The organism is Pseudooceanicola profundus (assembly GCF_054919315.1).
In genome coordinates this window covers 211,424-231,520 of record NZ_CM142898.1, presented here as the reverse complement: position 1 = coordinate 231,520, position 20,097 = coordinate 211,424, and the positions used below count along the sequence as shown (strand labels likewise).

The following is a 20,097-nucleotide window of genomic DNA, read 5'->3' as shown; positions in this document are numbered from 1 at the left end:
CTTGATTTCTTGACACAGCGCACGGTCTCTCCTATAGGTTGTGCCATGCTGGACATGATGTGAAACGGCCCGGGGGCGACCCTGTGGGCCGTTTTTTCATGCTCTCTGCGGAGGTCCCACAAAAGAAAGGCATGAGCAGATGTCGAACAGACCTTCCGAAGAGGAGGGGCTGCGGCTCGACGAGGTGATGGCCTCGATCGAAGCGCAGCTTCTCGCAATGAAGGCGGATCTTGAGGTACTCGGGGACCGGGTGCGTACAGGCGACGTCGGAAGCGTGCGGGACCCCGATCGAGGACGGCGCATATGGCGAGCATTGGGTCTATCGCACCAAGGATATCCGGGGCTGGTGGGACCATCTGCATTACGAGCGGATCGGCGGGGAACGGCAGGCGGTGCCCACGGGCTGGCAGCCGGGCATGAAGCCGGTGCGCTTCACCGAGCTGGGCTGTGCCGCCGTGGACAAGGGGACCAACGAGCCGAACAAGTTCCTCGACCCGAAGTCGTCAGAAAGCGCGTTGCCGCGCCATTCGACCGGGCGGCGCGATGACCTGATCCAGTTGCAGTACCTGACGGCGGTGCTGTCGCACTGGGGCGCGAACAACCCGCACTCCGAGGTCTATGGCGGTCCGATGCTGGACCTGGACCACGCCTATGTCTGGGCTTGGGACGCGCGGCCGTTTCCGTTTTTTCCCGCCGCGCTCGACACCTGGGCGGATGGCGAGAACTACGCGCGCGGGCATTGGATCACGGGCCGCGCCGCCGGGCGCGACCTGGCCTCGGTCGTGGCCGAGATCTGCGAGGGCGCGGGGGTGGCGGACTATGATGTCAGTGGGCTGCATGGCTGCATGGCTACGTGGCGGGCTATTTAGAGGACCGGGTGATGCCGGGGCGGGCGGCGCTGCAACCGCTGATGCTGCGCTTCGGCTTCGACGCGGTGGAGCGTGACGGGCGGCTGGTCTTCCGGATGCGCGATGGCCGCGTGGACGGCGAGGTGACAGAAGAGGCCCTAGCCCTGCACCCCGAGATCGAGGGCACGCTGGAGGAGACCCGCGCGCCGGAGGCGGAACTGACCGGCCGGGTGCGGGTGCGTTTCCTGCAGGGCGAGGCCGACTACGCCGTGATCGCCGAGGAGGCGGTGTTGCCGGGCGAGGACACCGGCGCGGTCTCCGCCTCGGAGCTTCCGATGGTGCTGAGCCGCGGCCTTGGCCGGCAGGTGGCGGAGCGCTGGCTGAGCGAGGCGCGGCTGGCGCGCGACAGCCTGCGGCTGGCCCTGCCGCCCTCGCGGGGCGACCTCGGCCCGGGCGACGTGCTGCGGGTGGGGGAGCGGGGGCTCTTCCGGCTCGACCGGGTGGAGCGGGCGGGTGCGCTGCTGGCGGAGGCGGTGCGGATCGAGCCCGAGACCTATCGCCCAGTCGACATGGACGAGGACAGCGTGGCGCTGTCGCAGTTCGTGCCGCCGGTGCCGGTCTTCCCGCTCTTCCTCGACCTGCCGCTGATGCGCGGCGAGGAGGTGCCCCATGCGCCGCATCTGGCGGTGACCTCGGTGCCCTGGCCCGGGTCGGTGGCGCTCCATGCTTCGGATCAGGACAGCGACTATACGCTGAACCGGACGCTCGCGTTGCGGGCGACGGTCGGGGTGACGCAGACGGCGCTTGAGGCCGGGCCGGTGGGGCGGATCGACCGGGGCGCGGGGCTCTCGGTCCGGCTCACCTCCGGCGGGCTTTCCTCGATCAGTGACGCGGCGCTCCTGTCGGGCGGCAACCTCATGGCGATCGGGGACGGCACCCCGGGCGGATGGGAGCTGTTCCAGTTCCGCGATGCCGTGTTGACGGGCGAGAACACCTATCTCCTCTCGCACCGGCTGCGCGGGCAGTTCGGCACGGATGTGGCGATGCCGGAGGCCTGGCCCGAAGGCTCCTACGTGGTGCTGATGAACGGCGCGGCCCAGCAGATCGATCTGGCGCTGGCGCAGCGGCGGATGGCGCGGCACTACCGCATCGGGCCGGCGCAGCGGGCGGTGTCGGACCCGTCCTACCGGCACGAGACATGGGCCTTCGACGGGATCGGCCTGCGGCCCTATGCGCCCTGTCACCTGGCCGTGGACGAGAGCGGCGGCGACCTCGGCTTCCACTGGGTGCGGCGCACGCGGATCGACGGCGACAGCTGGGACGGGATCGAGGTGCCGCTGGGGGAGGAGAGCGAGAGCTATCTTGTCCGCGTGGTGCAGGGCGGCGCGATCCGGCGCGAGGTGATCACCACCGCGCCCGGTTGGACCTACGGCGCCGCGGACCGTGCCGCCGACGGCCTGACCGGGCTGGCGGCGCTTGAGGTGGCCCAGGTCTCGGCCCGTTTCGGCGCGGGGGCGGTGGCGCGGCTGGTCTTTGCGGCCTGATGCGTGCCTCTCCCGCGCCCGGGCGCCACTCGGAGCCTCTCCCTGTCGCGTGCCGGGGCGATCACCCCGCGTGATCCCCCCGATCACCCCATTGCGTTTTCGCCTCCCGGGCTTATCTGCTACACTCAGACGCAAAGGAGAGGTCCCGATGCCTGAAACACGCGCCAAACTGGCAGAGCTGGACCCGGTCTGGGCCCGTATCACCCGCGAGGCCGAAGAGGCGATCCGGGACGAACCCCTGCTGGGTGGGCTGATCCATTCCTCCGTGCTGCACCATCCCTCGCTGGAACGGGCCCTGGCCTATCGCATCTCGGCCAAGCTGGCCTCGCACGAGATGTCGGAGCAGATCCTGCGCGAGATCTGCGACGAAGCCTATGCCTCAGAGCCCGAACTCGCCAATGCCGCCCGGGCCGACATCGCGGCGGTCTATGACCGCGACGCGGCCTGCCACCGGTTCCTGCAGCCGGTGCTCTACTTCAAGGGCTTCTTCGCGCTTCAGGCGCACCGGGTGTCGCACTGGCTCTGGCAGCAGGGCCGCCGCGATCTGGCCTATTTCTTCCAGATGCGCCTGTCCGAGCTCTTCGCCATCGACATTCACCCCAACGCCCGGATCGGCAAGGGGATCATGATGGACCACGCCCATGCCATCGTGGTGGGCGAGACGGCGGTGGTGGGCGACAATGTCTCAATGCTGCATTCGGTGACCCTCGGCGGGACCGGCAAGGAAGAGGAAGACCGTCACCCCAAGATCGGCGATGGCGTCCTCATCGGCGCAGGCGCCAAGGTGCTCGGCAATATCAAGGTGGGCCATTGCTCGCGCATCGCGGCGGGCTCCGTCGTGCTGCACGAGGTCCCGCCCTGCACGACCGTGGCCGGCGTTCCGGCCAAGATCGTGGGCGAGGCGGGCTGCGCCCAGCCGTCCATGAGCATGGATCAGATCCTGCGCGGCTGACCGTCGGGGCAAGACGGTCGGGTCACCCCGCCGCTCCACGACACCCCGAGTCAGGCGGCACTGCGGGTGCCGCCAACAGGGATGTCGGACCGGACCTGCATATTGCGCCGCTCCACTTCATCTTTCGAGAAATACTCCGGGGGAATTGGCCGCAGGCCAAGGGGGCAGCGCCCCCACTTTCCCGTCCCATCCTCACCCACGCGCTGTCTGACCGTGCGCCGGGACCGCAGGTCGCGGTGCCGCACAAAGAAATCGCGCCCCCGTCAGGGGGCGCGTCATTCAGGTCAGACCCGGCAGGTCAGACCCGGCCCGCCAATCGGGTTGGCGCACCGGGCGAGCGGGCCTCAGGCCAGCATCACCATCGGGTTCTCGAGGTTCTCGACGATGGCCTTCAGCAGCTCCGCGCCAAGCGCGCCGTCGATCACCCGGTGATCGACCGAGAGCGTCACCGACATGACGGTGGCCACGTCGATCTCGCCTGCGTCGTTCACCACCGGCTTCTTCACGCCCGAGCCGACCGCGAGGATCGCGCCATGGGGCGGGTTGATCACGGCGTCGAAGTTGTCGATGCCGAACATGCCGAGGTTGGAGATCGCGAAGGAACCGCCCTGGTACTCATGCGGCGCCAGCTTGCGGTCGCGGGCCCGGGTGGCGAGGTCCTTCATCTCGGCCGAAAGCGCCGAGAGCGACTTCATGTCCGCGTCCTTCAACACCGGCGTGAAGAGCCCGCCTTCGATCGCCACGGCCACGGCCACGTCGGAGGGTTTCAGCTCCAGCACGCGGTCGCCGGCCCAGACGGCATTCGCCTTCGGCACCGATTGCAGCGCAAGGGCGCAGGCCTTGATGATGAAGTCGTTGACCGACAGCTTCACACCGCGGCCTTCCAGCTGCTTGTTCAGCTGGGCCCGGAACTTCATCAGCGCGTCGAGCTTGATGTCGCGGCGCAGGTAGAAGTGCGGGATCGTCTGCTTGGCCTCGGTCAGGCGGCCGGCGATGGTCTTGCGCATCCCGTCCAGCTTGACCTCGGTGAAGGTGCGACCCTCGTACATCTTGAGCACGGCATCGGTCGAGGGGCCGGCCGGGGCGGCAGCCGCAGCGGCAGGCGCCGCAGCCGCGGCTTTCGGGGCCTCGGCGGCCTTGGGCGCGGCGGTGGCTTTCTCCACGTCGGCCTTCACGATCCGGCCATGGGGGCCGGTGCCACTGATCTGGGTCAGGTCCAGACCCTTGTCCGCTGCGATGCGACGGGCCAGCGGCGAGGCGAAGATACGCGTGCCGTCGGTGGTTTGCGGCGCGGCCGGCGCGGGGGCGGCAGACGCGGCGGCTTCGGCCTTGGGGGCCTCGTCCGACTGGGCTGCTGCCGGGGCTGCGGCCGGGGCAGGGGCCGAGACATCGCCGATGTCATCGGCGCTCTCGCCCTCTTCCAGCAGCACGGCGATGGGCGTGTTCACCTTCACGCCCTCGGTGCCCTCGGCGATCAGGATCTTGCCGATCACGCCTTCGTCCACGGCTTCGAATTCCATCGTCGCCTTGTCGGTCTCGATCTCGGCCAGCAGGTCACCGGAGGAGACGGTGTCGCCCTCCTTGACCAGCCATTTCGCCAGCGTGCCTCCCTCCATCGTGGGGGAGAGGGCGGGCATCAGGATTTCTGTGGGCATCGCTCCGCTCCTTACCGATAGGTGACTTTTTTCACCGCCGCGATGACCTCATCTGTGGTCACCAGCGCCAGCTTTTCGAGGTTGGCCGCGTAGGGCATCGGCACGTCCTTGCCCGTGCAGTTGATCACCGGCGCATCGAGGTAGTCGAAGGCGCGTTCCATGATCGTTGCGGACAGGTGGTTGCCGATCGAGCCGACGGGGAAGCCTTCTTCGACCGTGACGCAGCGGTTGGTCTTCATGACCGAGGCCAGCACGGTGTCGTAGTCGATCGGGCGCAGGGTGCGCAGGTCGATCACTTCCGCCGAGATGTCCTCTTCCGCCAGCTTGTCCGCGGCTTCGAGCGCGTATTGCATGCCGATGCCGAAGGAGACGATGGTCACGTCGGTGCCTTCGCGCCAGACGCGGGCCTTGCCGAAGGGGATCGCCAGATCCTCGATGTCCGGCACCTCGAAGGAGCGGCCGTAGAGGATCTCGTTCTCCAGGAAGATCACCGGGTTGGGATCGCGGATGGCGGTCTTCATCAGGCCTTTGTAGTCGGCTGCCGAGTAGGGCATCACGACCTTGAGGCCGGGGATCATCGCGTACCATGCCGCGTAGTCCTGGCTGTGCTGCGCGCCCACGCGGGCGGCGGCACCGTTCGGACCGCGGAAGACCATGGGCGCGCCCATCTGGCCACCGGACATGTAGAGCGTCTTGGCGGCGGAGTTGATGATCTGGTCAATCGCCTGCATGGCGAAGTTGAAGGTCATGAACTCGACGATGGGCTTGAGCCCGCCGAAGGCCGCGCCGACCGCGATCCCGGCAAAGCCGTGTTCGGTGATCGGCGTGTCGATGATCCGCTTGGCGCCGAATTCGTCGAGCAGGCCCTGGGACACCTTGTAGGCGCCCTGGTACTCGGCGACTTCCTCGCCCATGAGATAGACGTTCTCGTCGCGGCGCATCTCTTCGGCCATGGCGTCGCGCAGCGCTTCGCGGACCGTCTGGGTCTTCATCGGCGCATCCGCCGGCCAGTCGGGCGAGGCGTTGGACTTGGGCGCGTCCGGGGCGGGCTCGGCCGCCTTGGCGGGGGCTTTCGCCTCCTCGGCGGGGGCCGCGGCGCTGGCGGCGGGGGCGGCTGAGACATCACCGATGTCATCGGCGCTTTCGCCCTCTTCCAGCAGCACGGCGATGGGGGCGTTCACCTTCACGCCCTCGGTGCCTTCGGCCACGATGATCTTGCCGATCACGCCTTCGTCCACGGCTTCGAATTCCATCGTCGCCTTGTCGGTCTCGATCTCGGCGAGGATGTCACCGGAGGAGACGGTGTCGCCCTCCTTGACCAGCCATTTCGCGAGCGTGCCTTCCTCCATGGTCGGAGAGAGGGCGGGCATCAGAATTTCGGTAGGCATCTTGTCTCTCTCCCCCTCAGGCTTCGTCCTGCGGCGCAACATCGGCGTAGATGTCGGTCCAGAGTTCGTCGAGCGACGGCTCGGGGCTTTCCTTGGCGAAATCGGCGGACGCGTTCACGATGTCCTTGATTTCCTTGTCGATGGACTTGAGGTCGTCCTCGCTCGCATGGCCGCCCGAGATCAGCAGGTCGCGGACATGCTCGATCGGATCCTTCTCTTCGCGCATCTTCTGCACTTCCTCGCGGGTCCGGTATTTCGCCGGGTCCGACATGGAGTGGCCGCGGTAGCGGTAGGTCTTCACCTCGAGGATGTAGGGACCGTTGCCGGCACGGCAGTGGGCGAGGGCCTTCTCGCTGGCTTCCTTGACCGCCAGCACGTCCATGCCGTCGACCAGTTCGCCGGGGATGCCGAAGGGCGCGCCGCGGGTGAAGATCTCGTCCGTGGAGGTCGAGCGCTTCTGCGAGGTGCCCATGGCGTACTGGTTGTTCTCGATCACGAAGATGACCGGGAGCTTCCAGAGGGAGGCCATGTTGAAGGTCTCGTAGACCTGGCCCTGGTTCGCCGCGCCGTCACCGAAGTAGGTGAAGGTGACGTTGTCGTTGCCGAGGTACTTGTCGGCGAAGGCGAGGCCGGCGCCGAGCGGCACCTGCGCGCCCACGATGCCGTGGCCGCCGTAGAAATGCTTCTCTTTCGAGAACATGTGCATCGAGCCGCCCTTGCCCTTCGAGTATCCGCCTTCGCGGCCCGTGAGCTCGGCCATGACGCCGTTGGGGTCCATCCCGCAGGCCAGCATGTGGCCGTGGTCGCGGTAGGAGGTGATCCGTTTGTCACCCTCTTTCGTCGCGGCTTCCAGCCCGACGACGACCGCTTCCTGCCCGATGTAGAGGTGGCAGAAGCCACCGATCAGGCCCATGCCGTAAAGCTGCCCGGCCTTCTCTTCGAAGCGCCGGATCAGCAGCATGTCGCGGTAATATTGCTTGAGTTCATCCGCCGATACGTTCGGCTTCTTGGTGGTCCTGCGTGCCGCCATGGCCGTACAACCCCTCCCGAAGTGGATAGTTTAGCGTTAAACTATCTACTACAGCATTCGGGCGCGGCTTGCGAGAGCGAAATTGACGCGGGGCGGCTGCCGGCGGAAAAGCGGTCGGGAATTGTGCGCAGCATCGCGGAGCTTACCGGAAAATTCGAATTTTCCGGACCGGAATTTTTGAAAATTCCGGGTGTGATCGCGGGGGGTGTGTTCGGGGAGAGGTGTCGGGGGCCGGGGAGTGGGAGTCGCGTCGCCGCGCACCAGACCGCGAGGAAGGGACGTAGCGTGGCGGTCTCCATCGAGCACCCGCCCGGCCGAGAGGCCGGGCAGCGCCGTCCCGCCCCCATGGGGCGGCGCTTATGCGCCACCCCGCGGGACGGCGCTGCCCTGCGTGGGAGATGGAGAGCGTGCAGGGGGGGCGCTGACGCACGGCTTCAGGGCCGGACGCCTGCAGGCGCGGGCCGGTCAGGTCTGTCTGCGTTGGGGACGTGGAGGGGGGCCGAAAAGGCGCCGCCTCAGCGGATCACGATCTCGTCGCTGCGCAGCATGCCGAGCACGTCGCGGGCCTGTTCGTCGAGCAGGTCGAGGTCGAGGTAATCGTCCGACAGGCGATGGGTCAGGTTCTCCATCCGCGCCACTTCGACGTTCAGCTCGTCCAGGCGGGCGGTCAGCGCATCCTTCTGGGCCTGCACCTCGGCGCGGCGCAGCAGCCCGTAGTCCCCCTGCACGGCGGCAAAGGTGAAGTAGAGCCCGAGGCTCAGCGCGATCGATACGTAGATCAGACCGCCAAAGGCGGGGCGTTTGCGGGTGGTCATCGGTCTGCCTCATCTCCGCCTCTGACGGGCGGTCAGAGCAGAGAATAGCGCAAGTGATTCGAAATGGGAATCCCCCGTGTTCATCGTGATGTCACGATCCCGCGGGCGCTGTGGCGGGGAGGACCCGCCGGGCCCGCGACCGGTGGCAGGCATCCCCTGACGCCCGTTACCGGAGTGGCACCGGACAAGAGGGGGGCGAAGAGGCCGAACGCGGGGGACCGTGCCGGCACAGGCCCCGGCAACGGAAAAGGGCGGCCCCGCAGGACCGCCCCTCTCGCAGTCTGTGCCGGGCCGGATCAGCCGGCGATCGAGGCCTTGTAGATGCTGTCGATCGTCTCGGCGAGGGTCGCGTCGAACGCGGCGTCGGACTGCTGGGCCGAGAGGCCTTCGGTCAGCGCGCGCGAGAAGGAGGCGATCATGCCGGTGTTCTGCGACAGGCGGGTGTTGGCTTCCTCGCGGGAATAGCCGCCCGACAGGGCCACGACGGTCAGCACGGCGGGGTGATCCACCAGCGACTTGTAGTGGTTCGCGGTCTCGGGCAGCGTCAGCTTGAGCATGACCTTGGTGCCCTCGGGCAGGGCGTCCAGCTGGGCGGTGATCTCGGCCAGCAGCAGGTCCTCGGCGGCGGCCTTGTCGGCGATGGAGATGGTCACCTCGGGCTCGATGATCGGGCAGAGGCCCTTGGCGAGGATCTGCTTGCCGACCTCGAACTGCTGCGCCACGACGGCCTTCACGCCCTCGGGCGAGGCGGCGTCGATGACCGAGCGCATCTTGGTGCCGAAGATGCCCTTGGACACGGCCTTGTCGAGCAGGGCGTCCAGCTCGGGCATGGGCTTCATGACCTTCACGCCGTTCTCGCTGTCGGCCAGACCCTTGTCGACCTTCAGGAAGGGCACCACGCCGCGCTTTTCCCACAGGTACTGGGCGGTGGGGATGCCGTCGATCTCGCCGTCCATGGTGCGCTCGAAGAGGATCGCGCCCACGACCTTGTCGCCGGTGAAGGCGGGCGACTTGATGATCCGCGCGCGCATGTCGTGGATCAGGCCGAACATCTCGTCCTCGGAGGAATAGGCGTCTTCCTCGATCCCGTAGAGTTTCAGCGCCTTGGGGGTCGAACCGCCGCTCTGGTCAAGCGCCGCGATAAATCCCTGGCCCTTGCCGATCAGCTCGGCCTGCTTGTCTGTCGTCATGGAATGATCGCCCTGATTTATGGATAAATGCCCCCCTTCGGGGCCTCGCCCCCGCTTCTAAGGAAGCGGGGGCGTGCTTGCAATTCTGGTGGCGCTAACGCCTTGCGGGGGCCGCGCGAAACCGCGCCCGTTCGCCTGCTCGTCAGCCTTCCAGCGCCGCAACGCCGGGCAGGGTCTTGCCTTCCATCCATTCCAGGAAGGCGCCGCCCGCGGTCGAGATATAGGTGAAATCGCCTGCCGCCCCGGAGGTGTTGAGCGCGGCGACGGTGTCGCCCCCGCCGGCAACCGAGATCAGCTTGCCCGCGCGGGTCAGCGCGGCGGCTGCCGTGGCGGCGGCGTTGGTCGCGGTGTCGAAGGGCGCGATCTCGAAGGCGCCGAGCGGGCCGTTCCAGATCAGCGTCCTGGCCTCCTCGAAGATGCCCTTGATACGGGTCACCGCGTCGGGGCCCGCGTCGAGGATCATCGCATCGGAGGGGCACTGGGTCGCGGGCACGGTCTCGTTCTCGGCATTGGCCTTGAATTCACGCGCCACGACCACGTCGGCGGGCAGCACGAGGCGGCAGCCGAGATCCTGCGCCTTGAGGCGGATCTGCTTGGCGGTCTCGGTCATCTCGAGCTCGGCCAGCGATTTGCCGACGTCGATGCCCTCGGCGGCGAGGAAGGTGTTCGCCATGCCGCCGCCAATGATCAGGTAGTCCACCTTCTCGACGAGGTTGCCCAACAGTTCCAGCTTGGTGGAGACCTTGGCCCCGCCCACGACGGCGACCACGGGGCGCTCGGGCTTGCCGAGCGCGGCTTGCAGCGCTTCGAGTTCGGCCTGCATCAGGCGACCGGCACAGCAGGGCAGCAGCTTGGCGAGCGCCTCGGTCGAGGCATGGGCGCGGTGCGCGGCCGAGAAGGCGTCGTTCACGTAGACGTCGCCGAGACCGGCGAGGCGTTTGGCGAAGGCGGGGTCGTTCTTCTCCTCGCCCGGGTGGAAGCGGATGTTCTCCAGCAGGATGACCTTGGCCTCGCGCTGTTCGTCGGTCTGGGCCTCGGCGGCGTCCAGCGTCTCGTCGAAGGCGACCTTGGTGCCGAGGGCGGCCTCCAGCGCGGGCAGGGTGACCCGCAGCGACATGTCGAGCACGACCTTGCCCTTGGGGCGCCCGAAGTGCGCCAGAAGGATCGGCTTGCCGCCCTTCTCGAGGATATCCTTCACGGTGGGAGCGATGCGGTCGATCCGCGTGGTGTCCGTTACCTTGCCGTTCTCGACGGGGACGTTGATGTCCACCCGTACCAGTACGCGCTTGCCGGCAAGATCCATGTCATCCAGCGTTTTCCAACCCATCGGTTTCCGTCCTCCTGATGTCGGTCGGGCGATACATCGCCGCTCCTCCCGCCATCGTCAACAGGGCGCCGCTTGGCAATTGGCCTCATGCGCCTTATGCATCACGACAAAGCCAGAAAAGGAGGCTCTGCCATGGCCGAGATCAAGGATCCCGAAAACACCATCCTGATGGAACTCAAGGGCGGTACCGTCACCATCGAACTGCTGCCCGACGTGGCGCCGAAACACGCCGAGCGCATGAAGGAACTGGCGCGCTCCGGTGCCTATGACAACGTGGCCTTCCACCGCGTGATCGACGGCTTCATGGCCCAGACCGGCGACGTGGCCAACGGCAACATGGAAAACGATTTCAACCTGCGCATGGCAGGCACCGGCGGCTCCGAGCTGCCCGACCTGCCGGCAGAATTCTCCAAGCTGCCCCACGACCGCGGCACCCTCGGCGCGGCCCGTTCGGCGAACCCGAACTCGGCCAACTCGCAGTTCTTCATCAACTTCAAGGACAACCACTTCCTGAACGGGCAGTACACGGTCTATGGCCGCGTCGTCTCGGGCATGGAGCACGTGGATGCGATCACCCGTGGCGAGCCGCCCGCGAGCCCCGACCGCATGATCAGCGTCAAGGTCGCGGCAGATGCGTAAGCTGGCCGCCGCAACGCTTGCCGCGCTGCTGGCTGCCGGTCCGGCCCTGGCCACCGGTCTCGACATCGAGATCGGCGGCGAGGCCAACGGCACGGTGCATGTGGACCTCTTCGAGGACGTCGCACCCGAGCACGTGAAGCGGATCACCACGCTGGCGGAAGAGGGCAAGTACGACGGCGTCTACTTCCACCGCGTGATCGAGGGCTTCATGGCTCAGACCGGTGACGTGGAATTCGCCCACGAGGGCGGCGACATGCGCCGCGCCGGCATGGGCGGCTCCGACCTGCCCGACCTGAAGGCCGAATTCTCGGACGAGAACTTCGACCGTGGTGTGGTGGGCATGGCCCGCTCGCAGGACCCGGACAGCGCGAACTCGCAGTTCTTCATCATGTTCGCCCCCGCGCCGCATCTCAACGGCGGCTACACGGTGGTGGGCAAGGTGACCTCGGGCATGGACGTGGTCGACGCGATCAAGCGCGGCGAAGGCCGCAACGGTGCCGTGATCGGCGCGCCGGACCGGATGGTGAAAGTCACCGTGACGGAGTGATCCGTTGCCGGTTGGACAGGACACGCGCCGCTCCGAAAGGGGCGGCGCGTTTTCGTTGGGGGAGCGGCTTGGGGCGGTAGTGCTTTTGACGGTGAAGCCTGATGCTCTGATGCTCTGATGCTCTGATGCTCTGATGCGCCCGAACCTGCCGCAGCGCCCCGTCTCGCTGGCTCGTCCATCAACCACCCGCCCGGCCGAGAGGCCGGGCAGCGCCGACCCGCCCCCCGTTGCCATTGGCGCTCGGACCAATGGCGCTCCAATGGCGACCGGCGCTTATGCGCCACCCCGCGGGACGGCGCTGCCCTTGTCTCTACCTGGATAGGTGTTTGGCGGTCGCGTTCACTCACTAAGTCCGCAGGTGCAAGACCCAAGCGCCTGTCACCCCGCCCGAAACCCCGCCGCCGCCACCGCCAGATGGGCCGAGGCCGCCACGCCGTCGATCAGCGTCACGCCGCTGCGTGCCTCCAGGTCCGCCCGCAACGGCGCCATCCCCGCACAGCCCAGCACGACGACACCCGCGCCGTCCTCGTCCCGCGCCCGCGTGATCTCTTCCGCCAGCCGCGCGCGGGTCTCCTCCGATCCCTCGTCGATCACCAGCACCGGCAGGCCGCTCGCGCGCACCGAGGCGCAGTTGCCCGCAAAGCCCAGCGTCTCGATATTCTCCCGGATCACCGGCAGCGATACCGCCAGCGAGGTCACGACCGAGAACCGCTGCCCCAAGAGCGTCGCCATGAGGTAGCTCGCCTGTCCGATCCCCAGCACCGGCACGGCGGCGAGGGCCTGCGCCTCGGCCAGCCCGGTGTCGTCGAAACAGGCGATCACCACCGCGTCGGCCTCGGCCGCGGCCACCCGGGCGAGGACGCCGGGCACCGCGCGGTCGCCGTCCTCGGGGCCCTCGATGGCGGGCGGCCCGTCGGTGTTGGTCTCGCCCGTGATCTCGACCCCGGGCAGGGCGGCGCGGGCCGCCGCCACGATGCCGTCGGTCATCGAGGCGGTGGCGTTCGGATTAATGTAGAGCAGCCGCATCACACGCCCTTGCCCGCGTCCGAACCTGCGCGCGCGCGCCGCTTGCCCATCACCCAGACCGTGAAGAGGAAGACCGCGATGATCATCAGCGAGAACAGCGTCGTCAGCGTGCCGAGCGCATAGATCACCGGCGAGGTCACGTTGGTGGTCATCCCGAAGACCTCCAGCGGCAGCGTGTTGTAGCTGCCCGCCGTCAGCAGGGTGCGGGCGAATTCGTCATAGCTGAGCGTGAAGCCGAAGAGCGCCACCCCGATCAGCGAGGGCGCGATGATCGGCAGCACCACGTGGTAGATGGTCTGCCAGGCGGTCGCGCCCTGGTCGCGGGCGGCTTCCTCGTAGGATTTGTCGAACCGGTTGAAGACCGCGAACATGATCAGCAGGCCGAAGGGCAGGGTCCACGTCAGCTGCGAACCGAAGCCCGAGGTCGCCCAATGCACCTTCAGCCCCAGCTGGTTGAAGATCAGCCCGACGCCGAGCGAGATCAGGATCGAGGGGATCACCAGCGAGGTGATCGCGATGTAGAACAGCAGCCCCGAGCCGAGGAACCGCTTGCGGAACGCCAGCCCCGCCATGACCGAGACGACGACCGTCGTGACCATGACCATGAGGCCAAGCGCCAGCGAGCGCCGGAAGGCCCCCCAGATGTCGCCCACCGCCTGCTCCTCGAAGAGGTCGCGGAACCAGTGCAGCGAGACGCCGTTCATCGGGAAGGTCAGCCCGCCCTGCGGGCCCTGGAAGCTGAGGATGCCGATGGTCAGCGTGGGCCCGTAGAGGAAGAGCACGAAGAGCGCGAAGAAACCGGCGAGGACGTAGAAACTCAAGGGACGCTTTTCCATCTCAGAGCTCCTTCCGGATGTTCACGAAGCGCAGCAGGATGCCGATCACCAGCAGAACGGTGCAGAGCAGCACCACGGCGGTGGCGGCGGCTGAAGGGTATTGCAGCAGCGAGATGTCGTTGGAGATCAGCCGCCCCACGTTGGCCCGCTGCGAGCCCGACATGAAGCGCACGGTGATGAAATCGCCCATCACCAGCGTGATCACGAAGATCGTACCGATCATGATGCCGGGCTTGGTCAGGGGCAGGATCACATGCAGCAGGGTCTGGAACCCGCTTGCGCCATTGTCCCGCGCCGCCTCCAGCAGGGATTTGTCGATCCGCATCATCGTGTTGAAGATCGGGACCACCATGAAGAGCGTGTAGAGATGCACGAAGGCGAGGATCACCGAGAAGTCGGAATAGAGCAGCCATTCCAGCGGCTCGTCGATCACGCCCCAGGAGATCAGCGCCGAGTTGGCGATGCCGTTGCGCCCCAGGAAGGGGATCCACGAGATCATGCGGATGATGTTCGAGGTCCAGAACGGGATCGTGCACAGCAGGAAGAGCGCGATCTGGATCGGCTGGCTGCGCACGTGGAAGGCCAGGAAATAGGCCACGGTAAAGCCGATCGCGAGGGTGAAGGCCCATGTGATCAGCGCGTATTTGAAGGTGGCGAAGAACACCCGGTAGGTGACATCTGAGCCGAAGAGGAAGGCATAATTGTCGAACTGGAACGCCGGGTAGATCGAGAATTCCGTCGCCCCCCAGAAGGAGACGGCCACGATCATCGCGATCGGCGCCAGCAGGAAGCAGACCAGCACCAGCGTCAGCGGCGCCGCCTGCAGCCACCCCAGTACATCCGGCCCCAGCCGTCGGCCCGCCCGTTTCGCGGGCCGTTTCTCCACCGGCTGCACATCGCCTGCCAGATCGCTCATTCCCGCCTCTCCTGCCTCCCGGACCACGGACCTGAAGTCTCGACACCGGCTTTCATCTTTCCAAAAATACTCACATCCCCGCCCGCGCCGCCCACCGGACCCTCAGGGGCGCACAGGCGTTCGGAACCTCCGCAGACGGGGGGTGCGGGGGGCGTGAGCCCCCCGCCGGGCGACGGGCCGCAAGGCCCGGCGCAAAGCCTCTCTCGCGCGCCACCACGGGCGACGCGCCCCGCCTCACGAGGCGATGAACTCGTTCCACTTGCGGACCATGTACTGGTTCTCGTCCATGACGGCGTTCCAGCAGGCGACCGAGCCCATGCGCTCGTAGAAGGAGCCGCCGTCGCGGGTCTCGCCGGCCTGGGCCATGACATCGCCGAAGGGGTTGGAGATCGGCTCGACCGCTTCCTTGCCCTCGAACCAGTAGCCCCATTCGTTGGCCGTCATGAACTCCTTGGAGGTCTCCGGCACGGCCGAGTAGTAGCCCTGGCGCATCAGGAAGCCGCCGACCCAGCCCGAGAGGTACCAGTTGATGTATTCGTAGGCCGCGTCCAGCTCCATGCCGGTGAGCGACTTCGACAGGCCGATGCCGCCGCCCCAGGAGCGGTAGCCTTCCTTCAGCGGCTGGTAGACGCAGGGGATGCCGCGCGATTTCACCGCGGTGATGGCGGGCGACCACATGGACTGGATCACCACCTCGCCCGAGGCCATCAGGTTGACGCTCTCGTCGAAGGTCTTCCAGAAGGCGCGGAACTGGCCGGCGCGCTTGGCCTCGGTGAAGATCGCGAAGGTCTTGTCGATCTCTTCCTTGGTCATGTTGCCCTTGTCGCCATAGGCGATCTCGCCCATGGCCTCGCAGACCATGGCCATGTCCATGATCCCGATCGAGGAGATGTCGAGGATCGAGGCCTTGCCCTTGAACTCGGGGTTCAGCAGCTCGGCCCAGGTGTCGATCGGGCGCTTGATCAGGTCGGGGCGGATGCCGAGGGTATCGGCGTTGTAGATCGTCGGGATCAGGGTCATCCACTGGGTTTCCTCAGTGGCGAAGGTGGTGCTGTCCGGGCCCTCGACGAAGCCGACGGTATGGGGCGCGGTGCCCTGCGCGATGACCGACTCGGGCGTCAGCTTGCCATCCTTGAAGATGCCGACGATCTTGTCGTAGTTCGCGATCTTCGAGGTATCCATCGCCTGCAGGTTGCCGGTCGGCCAGACCTTCTTGCAGATCCAGTACTCGATATCGGCGATGTCGAAGCTGTCGGGCTGGGTCGCGGCCCGCTGGGTCACGCTGTCACTGTCGAGCGCGGTCATCTCCAGCGTGAAGCCGAGGTCTTCCTTCACCTTCTGGCCGACCTCGTTGAGGTTCGACACGCCGGTGCCGAACTGGCGCAGGGTGATGTCCTTGATCTCCTGCGCCCAGACCATGGGGGCGGGCAGGGCCGAGGCGGCGGTGGCGGCGATCCCGCTCTTCAGGACGCTGCGGCGGCTGTATCTCATCTTCGACATTTTGGGTCTCCCGTGTCGGTTGATCGTGTTGGTCAGGCTTGGAGGCGGTGCAGCCGCCCCTCGTCCCAGGCGAGCGTGACCGCATCGCCGGGGGATTTTGGTGTCTTGAAGAAGCCCTCCTCGGGGAGGATGGCGAAAACCTCTTCGCCCGCCGCCGTCCGGGCCGAGAGCGCGACCGTCGCGCCCTGGTATTCCACGGAGGTGACGGTGGCGGGCAGGCCGGGCGTGCCCGCAGCCTCGGCCAGCTTCACGTCATCGGCGCGCAGCGCGACCTTGCCGCCCTCCAGCGTGATGACGTTGTGGCCGCCCATGAAGCGGGCCACGAACTCGGTCCGGGGCGCGCCCCAGACCTCGCGCGGGGGGCCGGATTGTTCGATGACGGCGTTGTTCATTACCACGACCTCGTCGGCGAGGGCGAGGGCCTCGTCCTGTCCGTGGGTGACGTGGATGAAGATGATCCCCAGCTCGCGCTGGATGCGCTTCAGCTCGGCCCGCATCTGGATCCGCAGGAAGGGATCGAGCGCCGAGAGCGGCTCGTCCAGCAGCAGGACCTTGGGCTGGGTGATCAGCGCCCGGGCGAGGGCGACGCGCTGCTGTTGCCCGCCCGAGAGCTGCGCCGGCAGCCGGTCGGCATAGGCCGTCATCTGCACCAGTGCCAGAAGCTCGTTCGCCTTGGCGTGGCGGGTCGCCTTGTCCACGCCCTTCATGCGCAGCGAGAAGGCCACGTTGTCGCGCACGTTGAGATGCGGGAAGAGCGCGTAGTTCTGGAACATCATCGCCGTGCCGCGCTGCGCGGGCGAGAGCGTCGAGACATCCTGCCCGTCCAGCACGATGGAGCCCTCGCTGACCGTCTCATGCCCCGCGATCATCCGCAGGGTCGAGGATTTGCCGCAGCCCGAGGGCCCCAGCAGGCAGACGTAGCTGCCCGGGTGGAAGACGTGGTTCAGGTCGCGCACCGCGATGGTGTCGCCATAGCGTTTCGTCAGGTGGACCAGTTCCAGATCATATCCCGTGCGCATCGTCCCTCCTGCCGGCCCCGCAGCGGGGACCATCGTTTGCCTGCATCCAGCTTGTCGCGGGATCCGCCGCGAGGTCAGAAGATTCGACGTGGCCCGGGGGCAGATTTCTCATCTGCCGTTTGTTTGAGCGGCCGTGGCGCGCTCGTGAACATTTTCTCGCACATTTTCGTATACAATCCTGTTTCGGATCCTCTTGCGACGGCGCCGCGCCTTGCCCATCCCGGTCGCAGGGCGCAGAATCACCCCGGATCGGAGAAGAGAGATGAACGACATGCTGTTGACGCCCGGCACCGCGGAGTATGTCGCCGCCGAGATCGAGCGGGCGATCCACGAGCACCGGCTGCCGCCGGGCAGCAAGCTGGGCGAGGACGAGCTGGCCGAGGTCTATGGCATCAGCCGGACCATCGTGCGCGCCGCGTTGCAGGGCCTTTCGCATCGCCATCTGGTCGAGCTGAAGCGCAACCGCGGTGCCTTCGTCGCGCAGCCCACCGTGCGCGAGGCGCGCGAGGTCTTCGAGGCCCGCGCCCTGCTGGAGCCGCGCACCGCGCGCTCCGCCTGCGAGCGGATGACCCCCGAGGGGCTGGCGCTGCTCCGGGCCCATATCGAGGCCGAGCACGCGGCGGTCCACGCCGGAGAAAGTGGCCGCGCGGTCTATCTCTCGGGCCAATTCCATGTAGAGATCGCCCGGATCGCAGATCAGGCGACGATCGAGGCCTTCATCTCGGAGCTGGTCTCGCGCTCGGCGCTGATCATCGCGCTTTACTGGCAGCGCCGTGCCGCGCTGTGCGAGAGCCATGCCCACCACGCGCTGATGAGCGCCTTCGAGACCGGAGACGCCGACATGGCGGAAGACCTGATGAAAAGCCACCTGCTCGACCTCGTGACCTCTCTCGACCTGCGCAACCGCGCCTCCTTCCCGGGCACCCTGCGCGAGGCGCTCGGCCAATGAGCACACCGCTCTATCGCACCGCCTCTGCCGCCGAGGTCGCCCTGATGCTGGACTGGGCCGCCGAGGAGGGCTGGAACCCCGGGGCCGATGACGCCACCGCCTTTCACGCCGCCGATCCGCAGGGCTTCTTCGTGGCCGAGATCCGGGGCATCCCCGTCGCCGCGATCTCCGTGGTGGTGCATTCCGAGACGATGGCCTTCCTCGGCCTCTACCTCTGTCACCCGGACTATCGGGGCAGGGGCATCGGTTACGCGCTCTGGACCCATGCGCTGGAACACGCGGGCGGGCGCACCGTGGGCCTCGACGGGGTCGCGGCGCAGCAGGAGAACTACGCCAAGTCGGGCTTTGCCCTCGCAGGCTCCACCACCCGCTACGAGGGGCGGCTGGATGGCCGGGCGGATGCGCAGGTGCGCCCGCTTGTGGTGGCCGACGCCCCCGCCGTGGCACGGCTGGACCTCGCCGCCAATGGCTATGCAAGGCCCGCCTTCCTGCTGGCGTGGATGGCCAAGAGCGCCAGCCGTCAGAGCTACGTCATGGAAGAGCGCGGGCGGATCACCGGTTTCGCCACCCTGCGCCGCTGCCGTCAGGGGGCCAAGATCGGTCCCGTCATCGCCCCGGATGCAGAGGCCGCGCTGCGGCTGGTCCGGGCGGCGCTGGCGGATCATCCCGCGACGCCTGTGGTCATCGACCTGCCGGAGGCGAATGCGCCGCTGGCCGAGGCCCTCATCGCGCTCGGCTTCGAGGCGACCTTTGCCACCGCCCGGATGTACCGTGGGCCCGCGCCGCAGGCCGGGCCGATGCTTCAGGCGATCACGACGATGGAACTGGGGTAGGGCCCTGCCGCCCCGGACAGGTCCAAACTTGGCAGGTCCTAACTTGGCAGGCCCAAACCGGGCCGGTGGGCGAGAAAGACCAAGGGGCGCTCACTGGCGCCCCTTATCTTTCATGCCGCGTGCGGGCGTCAGTCGCCGAGCATCTTGTCTATCAGCTCTCCCGGCACGGATTTCTTCAGCCGCGAGAAGCTGCCATCGTCGAAGATCTCCTCCACCGCGTCGATCAGTGCACGCTGCGTGACCCGCGCCAGCGAGGAGCCGAGCGAGATCCGCGCGACCCCGATCCGGGCGAAATCCTCCTGCGTGTAGGAGGCGAAGGAGCCGGTGGCGAGGGCGTTCACCGGGGTGACCGTCTCGGACACGATCCGCTCCAGATCCTCGAAGCTCTCGGGCAGGGGGGCATAGAGGCAATCGGCGCCTGCCGCCTCGAAGGCCTTGAGCCGGCGCAGGGCCTCCTCGATGTCGTAGCCATGCAGCATGATCCCGTCGGCGCGCGCCACCAGAACGAAATCGCGCTTCAGAGACCGGGCGGCGGCGACGGCGGCGCGGATACGCTCGACCGCGAGGTCGAAGTCATAGGCCGTGGCGCCGGGCAGGACAGTGTCCTCGATCGAGACACCGGCGAGCCCGATCTCGCCCGCCATGCGGACGGTCTCGGCCACGGTTTCGGGATCGTCGCCATAGCCGTTCTCGAGATCGGCGGAGACTGGCAACGCGGTGGCCTCGACGATGGATTGCGCGTGGGCGAGGGCCTCGTCCCGGGTCAGGGTGCCATCGGGCTTGCCGAGGGTGAAGGCATAGCCCGCGGAGGAGGTGCCGAGCGCCTGCGCCCCGAGGGCGGCCAGCACCTTGGCGCTGCCCACGTCCCAGGCATTGGCGAGGACGAAGGGGCTTCCGGGCTGGTGCAGGGCGCGGAAGGCGGTGCCGGGATCATGCATGGGGACATCCTTTCGGGTCGTGCGTCTTGGCCGCAGGATCACGGCTGGAACCGCCGGGGGCAAGGAAAAAGACACGCGGCCAAGGGGCTGACCCTCCCCATAAATGGCGTGTGCCTGATCTGAGGCCCCTAAATCTGCCCGATCG

Annotated in this window: 19 protein-coding genes; 7 read left to right on the top strand and 12 right to left on the bottom strand. The window is 67.4% G+C overall.

Annotation, left to right across the window (positions count from 1 at the left end):
• Nucleotides 1–230 precede the first annotated feature (230 nt).
• The 3 genes from ACX9MO_RS01070 (at nucleotide 231) to cysE (ending at nucleotide 3,344) form a co-directional block, all read left to right on the top strand.
• Nucleotides 231–869 carry a baseplate megatron protein TIM-barrel domain-containing protein gene (locus tag ACX9MO_RS01070; RefSeq protein ID WP_462213235.1) on the top strand — a complete coding sequence of 213 codons (639 nt, stop codon included), beginning with the start codon at nucleotides 231–233 and terminating at the stop codon, nucleotides 867–869.
• Nucleotides 854–2,392: a phage tail protein gene (locus ACX9MO_RS01065; protein ID WP_462213234.1), complete on the top strand. Its 1,539-nt coding sequence runs from the start codon at nucleotides 854–856 to the stop codon at nucleotides 2,390–2,392. Before ACX9MO_RS01070 ends, ACX9MO_RS01065 begins: the two co-directional genes overlap by 16 nt.
• Before the next feature lie 148 nt (nucleotides 2,393–2,540).
• Nucleotides 2,541–3,344 (top strand): serine O-acetyltransferase, encoded by an 804-nt coding sequence (cysE, locus tag ACX9MO_RS01060; RefSeq protein ID WP_222490467.1) that lies wholly within the window; start codon nucleotides 2,541–2,543, stop codon nucleotides 3,342–3,344.
• Nucleotides 3,345–3,688: 344 nt separating this feature from the next.
• On the opposite strand, the gene ACX9MO_RS01055 is transcribed toward cysE, so the two are convergent.
• The 6 genes from ACX9MO_RS01055 to ACX9MO_RS01030 all read right to left on the bottom strand — a co-directional run bounded on the left by ACX9MO_RS01055 (nucleotide 3,689) and on the right by ACX9MO_RS01030 (nucleotide 10,749).
• A complete protein-coding gene (locus ACX9MO_RS01055; RefSeq protein ID WP_462213233.1) occupies nucleotides 3,689–4,999 on the bottom strand; it encodes a pyruvate dehydrogenase complex dihydrolipoamide acetyltransferase in 1,311 nt (436 codons plus the stop codon).
• 11 nt (nucleotides 5,000–5,010) lie between these two features.
• A complete protein-coding gene (locus tag ACX9MO_RS01050; RefSeq protein ID WP_462213232.1) occupies nucleotides 5,011–6,387 on the bottom strand; it encodes a pyruvate dehydrogenase complex E1 component subunit beta in 1,377 nt (458 codons plus the stop codon).
• Nucleotides 6,388–6,403: 16 nt separating this feature from the next.
• Nucleotides 6,404–7,417 (bottom strand): pyruvate dehydrogenase (acetyl-transferring) E1 component subunit alpha, encoded by a 1,014-nt coding sequence (pdhA, locus tag ACX9MO_RS01045; protein WP_222490464.1) that lies wholly within the window; start codon nucleotides 7,415–7,417, stop codon nucleotides 6,404–6,406.
• Between the two features lie 515 nt (nucleotides 7,418–7,932).
• The gene (locus ACX9MO_RS01040) at nucleotides 7,933–8,232 is read right to left on the bottom strand and encodes an FtsB family cell division protein (protein ID WP_222490463.1); all 300 of its coding nucleotides are present in this window, start codon (nucleotides 8,230–8,232) and stop codon (nucleotides 7,933–7,935) included.
• A 296-nt stretch (nucleotides 8,233–8,528) separates the two neighbouring features.
• On the bottom strand, nucleotides 8,529–9,422 hold the full coding sequence (locus ACX9MO_RS01035; RefSeq protein ID WP_462213231.1) for a fructose bisphosphate aldolase: 894 nt from the start codon (nucleotides 9,420–9,422) through the stop codon (nucleotides 8,529–8,531).
• A 142-nt stretch (nucleotides 9,423–9,564) separates the two neighbouring features.
• Complete coding sequence (locus ACX9MO_RS01030) at nucleotides 9,565–10,749, bottom strand: phosphoglycerate kinase (protein ID WP_462213230.1); 1,185 nt, start codon at nucleotides 10,747–10,749, stop codon at nucleotides 9,565–9,567.
• A 132-nt stretch (nucleotides 10,750–10,881) separates the two neighbouring features.
• Between ACX9MO_RS01030 and ACX9MO_RS01025 the strand changes: the two genes are divergently transcribed.
• Complete coding sequence (locus ACX9MO_RS01025; RefSeq protein WP_222490460.1) at nucleotides 10,882–11,388, top strand: peptidylprolyl isomerase; 507 nt, start codon at nucleotides 10,882–10,884, stop codon at nucleotides 11,386–11,388.
• Entirely contained in the window at nucleotides 11,381–11,935 is a 555-nt protein-coding gene (locus ACX9MO_RS01020; RefSeq protein WP_222490459.1) for a peptidylprolyl isomerase, read from the top strand. Before ACX9MO_RS01025 ends, ACX9MO_RS01020 begins: the two co-directional genes overlap by 8 nt.
• A gap of 378 nt (nucleotides 11,936–12,313) precedes the next feature.
• On the opposite strand, the gene ACX9MO_RS01015 is transcribed toward ACX9MO_RS01020, so the two are convergent.
• The 5 genes from ACX9MO_RS01015 to ACX9MO_RS00995 form a co-directional block, all read right to left on the bottom strand.
• Nucleotides 12,314–12,961 carry an aspartate/glutamate racemase family protein gene (locus tag ACX9MO_RS01015; protein ID WP_462213229.1) on the bottom strand — a complete coding sequence of 216 codons (648 nt, stop codon included), beginning with the start codon at nucleotides 12,959–12,961 and terminating at the stop codon, nucleotides 12,314–12,316.
• Nucleotides 12,961–13,797: an ABC transporter permease gene (locus ACX9MO_RS01010; protein WP_222490457.1), complete on the bottom strand. Its 837-nt coding sequence runs from the start codon at nucleotides 13,795–13,797 to the stop codon at nucleotides 12,961–12,963. Before ACX9MO_RS01010 ends, ACX9MO_RS01015 begins: the two co-directional genes overlap by 1 nt.
• 1 nt (nucleotide 13,798) lies before the next feature.
• A complete protein-coding gene (locus ACX9MO_RS01005; protein ID WP_462213228.1) occupies nucleotides 13,799–14,713 on the bottom strand; it encodes an ABC transporter permease in 915 nt (304 codons plus the stop codon).
• 234 nt (nucleotides 14,714–14,947) lie between these two features.
• Nucleotides 14,948–16,213 carry an ABC transporter substrate-binding protein gene (locus ACX9MO_RS01000; protein WP_222490455.1) on the bottom strand — a complete coding sequence of 422 codons (1,266 nt, stop codon included), beginning with the start codon at nucleotides 16,211–16,213 and terminating at the stop codon, nucleotides 14,948–14,950.
• A gap of 32 nt (nucleotides 16,214–16,245) precedes the next feature.
• Complete coding sequence (locus ACX9MO_RS00995; protein WP_222490454.1) at nucleotides 16,246–17,232, bottom strand: ABC transporter ATP-binding protein; 987 nt, start codon at nucleotides 17,230–17,232, stop codon at nucleotides 16,246–16,248.
• 262 nt (nucleotides 17,233–17,494) lie between these two features.
• On the opposite strand from ACX9MO_RS00995, the gene ACX9MO_RS00990 reads away from it, so the two are divergent.
• Both ACX9MO_RS00990 and ACX9MO_RS00985 read left to right on the top strand, forming a co-directional pair.
• Entirely contained in the window at nucleotides 17,495–18,181 is a 687-nt protein-coding gene (locus ACX9MO_RS00990; protein WP_222490453.1) for a GntR family transcriptional regulator, read from the top strand.
• Entirely contained in the window at nucleotides 18,178–19,014 is an 837-nt protein-coding gene (locus ACX9MO_RS00985; RefSeq protein WP_462213227.1) for a GNAT family N-acetyltransferase, read from the top strand. The genes ACX9MO_RS00990 and ACX9MO_RS00985 overlap by 4 nt, the downstream gene beginning before the upstream one ends.
• Nucleotides 19,015–19,142: 128 nt before the next feature.
• Here ACX9MO_RS00985 and ACX9MO_RS00980 read toward each other — a convergent pair whose 3' ends face one another.
• Entirely contained in the window at nucleotides 19,143–19,952 is an 810-nt protein-coding gene (locus ACX9MO_RS00980) for an isocitrate lyase/PEP mutase family protein (protein WP_222490451.1), read from the bottom strand.
• Between the last annotated feature and the right edge of the window lie 145 nt (nucleotides 19,953–20,097).